The sequence below is a fragment of the Pleomorphochaeta sp. genome, from assembly GCF_050031695.1.
In the GTDB taxonomy this organism is placed as follows: Bacteria; Spirochaetota; Spirochaetia; order Sphaerochaetales; family Sphaerochaetaceae; genus Pleomorphochaeta.
In genome coordinates this window covers 1-5,974 of record NZ_JBNAIC010000002.1, presented here as the reverse complement: position 1 = coordinate 5,974, position 5,974 = coordinate 1, and the positions used below count along the sequence as shown (strand labels likewise).

Genomic DNA, 5,974 nt, shown 5'->3' with positions numbered 1-5,974 from the left:
TCTTTCCTTTTTACAATATTGGGGCAAACAACCTTAGTATAATTCTATAAATTCTTCTAATAAGATTTATAGATGTTGCTCTATTATAATCAATAGGATCACTAACTTCTAAAATATTTTCCATATCTTTTTTTACATCCTTTATAACAGAAGCCCCAAAAAAAGCAACTCCACATTCAAAGTGTAAATAGAAAGATCTATAATCCATATTAACTGTACCAATAATTGATACTTTATCATCACATATAAACATCTTACTATGAATAAACCCAGGTGTATATTCATATATTTTTATTCCAGCAGATATTAACTCAACATAATAAGATTTTGAAACTTCATTTACATATATCTTATCAGGGATTTTTGGAACAATTAATCTAACATCTACTCCACTTTGCGCAGCAGTTGATAAAGCATCTATCATAGTTCTTGTAATAACTAAATAAGGTGTTGTAATCCAAACATAGTTCTTTGCCATATTTATAATTTGTAAATAAGCTGTTTCAGCCATTGCAACATCATCTAATGGATTATCACCAAAAGGTTGAACAAAACCATCATCTTTAGCTTTATATGTTGGTCTATATTTAGTTAAATCTTCTTCATCTCCAGCTGTTACATTCCACATTGATAAAAAGAGTACTGTTAAATCCCAAACTGCTAGACCTTTAATTCTTACAGCATTATCTTTCCAGTGTCCAAATCTAATATCTCTATTAATATATTCATCAGCTAAGTTAACACCACCAGTAAAAGCTACATTACCATCAATAACACAAATTTTCCTATGGTCTCTGTAATTTAGCCTACTATTGATATGGGGTTTAACTGGATTAAATGCACTTGCATTAAATCCATCTTTTCTTAATTGCTTTGCATAATTAGAAGGCAAGCCCCCAATACATCCAAAATCATCATAAAGAATTCTAATTTCAACGCCTTCGTTTTTCTTCTTTTCTAATACTTCTAAAACTTTTGACCACATTTCTCCAAATGAAATGATAAAAAATTCTATAAAAATAAAATTTTGTGCTTTATTAAGTTCTTCTAAAAAGTCAAACAGAAAATCATCACCCAAAGGATAATACTTCGCTTCAGTGTTTTTCCAAGGAGTACTGTACGCAGATCTTGAAATATATTTAGATTGTCTAGCTAAATCGTCATCATACTTCTCTAAATCTATTAAGTTTTGAACCCTATCTTCATTAATTGAAGTAGTTTTAGCAAAAGCTTTAATAAACTTATTTAACTTTTTTCGACTAAAAAAAGTTAAAGTTTTTTTCCCAAATATTATATATAATAATACCCCATATAGAGGGAATATCATAATAATTAATAACCAGCCTATTGCATACTCAGGTTCATGTTTATTAAAAATAACCCAAAGACTAAACAAAAAAGATAAAACTGTAAAAAATTGTGATACAAAAGTGTTATTAACAAATCTAGAAAATAAAACAATAATTACTGCAAACTGAATTGCAATTAAAATAGCAGAAAAAAACAATCTGCTACTAAGTATTTTAAATAATTTTTTCAAATTTTTATTCCAATTTATTAGTGACTATAACTTAATATAGTCACTAATCAACAATTAAACTTCTTGCTCTTTACTAGCATTTACCCAGAAATCGATTGGATATACAGTATAACCAAACTTTGCAGATAAAGTACTAGGATCTACTTTGAAAATAGCAGGTAACTCATGAATGTAAGTTCCTTTGACAATTTCTTTTTCTAACAAATCATTTGGTAAAATTATTTCAAGAGCTAATTTATTTATTTCTTTTTCTAGATCATCATGTAAACTTGATTTAGTTCTAAAACGTACACTATCAGATAATAAATTAATATTACTTAAATCAGTTAATACATATTTTGCAATCAAATAAGCAATACTTTCTTTTACAATACCTGCTGGTCTATCTCTATTCATTAATAAATACCAACCAGAGCCTTTATCAAACTTTTTAGTATCTTCAGTTTTTATTCGAATTAATTTACCTGTGATAGCTGGATTTAACATTGGAGAACAAAATATTCCCAAATTCATTTTTTGTGCTAATTTAACAACATTAACAGCTCCGTCCATTTGAAATTCAGATAATATTTGAGAAAAAGTTTCTTTATCCATAAAGTGTCTCCTTATTATATATAACCCTTACAAAAATAGGTCATTCTTATGTTTATTCTATCATTTATTTAATTTTTTTACAATTTATTCTTTTTTTGCTTTATCAGCTTTTTCTTTTTGGTATTTAAGAGCATCCCTTAGTGAAAACTCACAACCACAATATTTTTGCCTATATAAACCTAAATTTTTACTGTGCTTTATACTTTTAGCATAACCATCTTTCTTTTTAAAGTTTTTTTCTAAAAACCCATCATAATTTGAACCTATTTTAAATATTCTCTCACTATTTTTATAACGACTTACAGTTAAAGTAGTTGTAAAATATTCTATATTTAATTCTTTAGCTTTTTTTGCAGCTAATGAGAGATTATAATCAAAACATAATCCACATCTAGATCCGCCTTCTCTTTCTTCTTCAAAGCCTTTTACTTTTTCTAACCAATCTTTATGATTATAATTATCTTTTATAACTTCTAAATTATGAAACTTTGCGACCTTTTCTAATTCTATAAATCTTTTATTATATTCGTCTTCTGGATAGATATTATCATTAGAAAACCATAGTACAACATCATATCCTTCATTAATTAGCCAATCAACACAGGTTGTACTACAAGGGCCACAACAGCAATGTAATAATATCTTTTTATTCTTTTCCATCGAGTAATCCTTAACACTTAACAATAAGTAATTTATGATTATATAAGTTATTATAAAAAGAAACAACTATCTAATATTTTTCTCGCTTGTATATTTTTCAAAATTCATTATATTATACTGTACTAGATAGTAAAGAATTATATAATTCTCTGTGGAGGAAAATAAAATGAAAAATAAATATACAGCTTATGCAACTATTTTTATATGTATTATTATCGGACTTCTTCCGATACCAGGTTATATTAAATTAATTGCCATTATTTTGATTTCAGGAGCCATTATTTATATTAATAGATCACTATTTTATTTTATTATGGGAAATAGAAATTACATGAGTAAGAAAAGTGAAAACAAAGATAAAACTTGGGAATATTATAGAAAAGCTTATAATGCTAATTTAATTGATAAATATAAAGTTACGATGGCTAGTATTTTAATTCAACGAAATGATCACAACTTTGGTGGCATTATTTTAGATTCTGTAATTAATAATTCAAAAGATAAAAATCTTGTAAATCACGCAAAAATTCAAAAAAGTATGGTTTTTCAACTCAATGATGAAATTGATAAATCAATTGAAATATTAGAAGAAGTAAAAAACTCAGGATACAATGATAAAAATCTTATGATAAATCTTGGAACTTATCTCCTTTATACAAATGATTTAGAAAAGGCTGAAGCTTTAGTTAATGAAAGTGTTGACGAAGAAAAAACTAGTAGTGGTATTTTAGATAATCATGGTTGGTTCTACATGCTAAGTGACAATTGGGAAGAAGCTTATAGAATATATCTTGATGTATTAGATAGAAAACCACGTTTCCCTGACCCTTATGTTCATGCTGCACAAGTTTTCCTTCATTATAGAAATGTTGAAAAAGCAATTGAATGTCTAAACGAAGCTATCAAGAAAACTTGGACAAATACAATTATTTTTGATAAAGAAATGCTAACTCAAATGATAAACAATCTAGAATCAGAAAAATCTAATTACTTCATGGCATGCATTAACACAAGTGTTGAGGAAATTGCTAAAGGTGATTTATATATAAACTTATCTGAAATTGAAGCAAATAATTATTTATCTAAAAAAGCTGAAGCAGAACCTATTCAATTAATTAAAGAAGAAAGTGAAAATAATGAAAAGAATATTGAAGAATCAACTATTGAATCTTCTGATGAAGTTATAGATTCTGAGTTACCTAATACTGAACTAACTGAAGAAGATTTAAAATGGGAAGAAGATCATAAATAATAATTAATGTTTAATTAATATTTTCAATTTTCATATTGAATAATTAATATACTTATGATAAATTTCATCTAGTGCGCCGGCGTGGTGAAATTGGTAGACACGATAGACTCAAAATCTATTGGGGGCAACTCCGTATCGGTTCAAGTCCGATCGCCGGTATAAAAACAGTTGATTAACTTCAACTGTTTTTTTTTACATTCAATTAATAAATAGTTTTCACTTTAAACAGTCTATTAAAAGATTGATTTATGAACAATTAAATGATATTTTAATAGTTATAAAGATTAAAAAGTGAGTATTAAATTGAAAAAATATAAAATTATTCTTCTCTTCATTTTTATATTAACAATAATGAATAATTCTATTTTCGCTGTAGATAATTATCAATACATTGTATCTGTTGATGATAGTGAAGAAATAATTGAAGGTATTTCATATTTATACGTTAAATCAAATTATGCACTTCCTTCTATGAGTGCACCTTATTCAGTTGCTGAATTAATTAATATGCTAGAACAAATCAACTATAATTCTTTAAATAAAGTAGAGAAAAAAACATACGATTATTTAGAGAAAAAAATCCTATCTTTTAAAAATGAAGTAAAAGAAAATGTTGATTTTAATATTGGTGCTGAATTAAACTTTGAAGGATATTCACATACTAATACTACTGATTTTATTGAGAGAGATACTTGGTTTCGTGGTTGGACAGACCAAGAGAACTTATTTAACCTTAATTTAGAATTTTTAGGTGATGATTTTGCTTATGCACTAAGTTCTATATCTTTTGGAGTTGCAAGACTAAATGATATCCCTTTTGGCTCTTCAACTTATCAAACAAACATTCCAGGATATATTGACCTAGATTTTTATAAAGATACTAATTCTGTTATTTCACAAAAAGCTTTTGCTTCTTTTGGAGATTCTAATTGGAATTTGCAAATTGGACGAGATAAACTTAATTGGGGAGCGGGCCTTTCTGGAAATTTATTATTAAGTGATAATCTAAAATATCAAGATTTTGGTAAATTTACTATGTTTGGTGATAAATACAAATATACATATTTAGCATCTTTCTTCCCACACCAACTTAATTATATTAAAACTGATGGTTTTAGTTTAAATACTAGTCAATTAGATCCAGTTGTTGGTTTTTCTATGTTTGTAGTACATAAATTTGAAGGCAGAGCATTTAATAATAGATTAGGATGGTCCTTTGCAGAAGGTCTCATGTATGCAAGTGAAGATTCTTCAATAGATGTTAGTGCCTTTAACCCTATGCTTTCCTATCATAGTCTTTTCTACAAAGCTAATTGTAACTCAATTGTTTCTTTAGATTTAGATTATACTATTAACTCTTCAACTAATGTTTATTCACAAATTGTTATTGATGATTTAGTAGTTCCATCTTTAGAAACTTCAAGTATATATTCACCTAATGCAATTGGTTTAATGCTTGGAGCAAAATATTTTTATGCCAATAGATTATTTAATTTACAATCTAATATTGAATTTGTTTATACTTCCCCTTATCTATATTTAAGAGATGATGGAACAACCTCTATTAGTGAAGATAGTATGCAAGATGGATATGGTATCAATTTCATAGTTGCTCTAAGAGAATTTAGTAATACTTCAACTTATAGTGGAATAACATACGATAAAGAATTCTTAGGTTATAAATATGGTGGGGATGCTTTAGTCTTTAATCACAGTAATAAATTTAATTTTTTTAATAACAAATTAACTCTTGAAACAAATTATTTTCTTATGTTACATGGTGTAAATTCCATAGATACATTATGGTCTCCTGTCGGAGGTAATGTTGATGATCCTGGATTTTTATCCCTTATAAGTTATGATGGTAGTTTAAGCGGATTAAGCCTTACAGAAGTATTCGGTATTTATTCAGATTTAGAATTAACCAA

Annotated in this window: 5 protein-coding genes and 1 tRNA gene; 3 read left to right on the top strand and 3 right to left on the bottom strand. The window is 26.9% G+C overall.

Features of this window, described 5'->3' with window-relative positions:
- Window positions 1–10: 10 nt before the first annotated feature.
- From cls to ACPKM0_RS00095, 3 genes are all read right to left on the bottom strand, one after another.
- Window positions 11–1,540 carry a cardiolipin synthase gene (gene cls, locus ACPKM0_RS00105; RefSeq protein WP_472472764.1) on the bottom strand — a complete coding sequence of 510 codons (1,530 nt, stop codon included), beginning with the start codon at window positions 1,538–1,540 and terminating at the stop codon, window positions 11–13.
- 54 nt (window positions 1,541–1,594) lie between these two features.
- Window positions 1,595–2,134: a hypothetical protein gene (locus ACPKM0_RS00100; protein WP_472472763.1), complete on the bottom strand. Its 540-nt coding sequence runs from the start codon at window positions 2,132–2,134 to the stop codon at window positions 1,595–1,597.
- An 84-nt stretch (window positions 2,135–2,218) separates the two neighbouring features.
- The gene (locus ACPKM0_RS00095) at window positions 2,219–2,794 is read right to left on the bottom strand and encodes an epoxyqueuosine reductase QueH (RefSeq protein ID WP_472472762.1); all 576 of its coding nucleotides are present in this window, start codon (window positions 2,792–2,794) and stop codon (window positions 2,219–2,221) included.
- Between the two features lie 166 nt (window positions 2,795–2,960).
- Here ACPKM0_RS00095 and ACPKM0_RS00090 point away from each other — a divergent pair, with 166 nt between their 5' ends.
- The 3 genes from ACPKM0_RS00090 to ACPKM0_RS00080 form a co-directional block, all read left to right on the top strand.
- Window positions 2,961–4,046 carry a tetratricopeptide repeat protein gene (locus tag ACPKM0_RS00090; RefSeq protein WP_472472761.1) on the top strand — a complete coding sequence of 362 codons (1,086 nt, stop codon included), beginning with the start codon at window positions 2,961–2,963 and terminating at the stop codon, window positions 4,044–4,046.
- Window positions 4,047–4,121: 75 nt separating this feature from the next.
- Window positions 4,122–4,205: transfer RNA gene (locus ACPKM0_RS00085), tRNA-Leu, on the top strand.
- Between the two features lie 192 nt (window positions 4,206–4,397).
- A partial coding sequence (locus tag ACPKM0_RS00080) for a hypothetical protein (protein WP_472472760.1) occupies window positions 4,398–5,974 on the top strand: 1,577 nt, incomplete at its 3' end.

What these genes read in the sequence shown, in the direction of transcription:
- ACPKM0_RS00090 (WP_472472761.1), top strand. Translation starts at nt 2,961, where the DNA reads ATGAAAAATAAATATACAGCTTATGCAACTATTTTTATATGTATTATT.
- ACPKM0_RS00100 (WP_472472763.1), bottom strand. Translation starts at nt 2,134, where the DNA reads ATGGATAAAGAAACTTTTTCTCAAATATTATCTGAATTTCAAATGGAC.
- ACPKM0_RS00095 (WP_472472762.1), bottom strand. Translation starts at nt 2,794, where the DNA reads ATGGAAAAGAATAAAAAGATATTATTACATTGCTGTTGTGGCCCTTGT.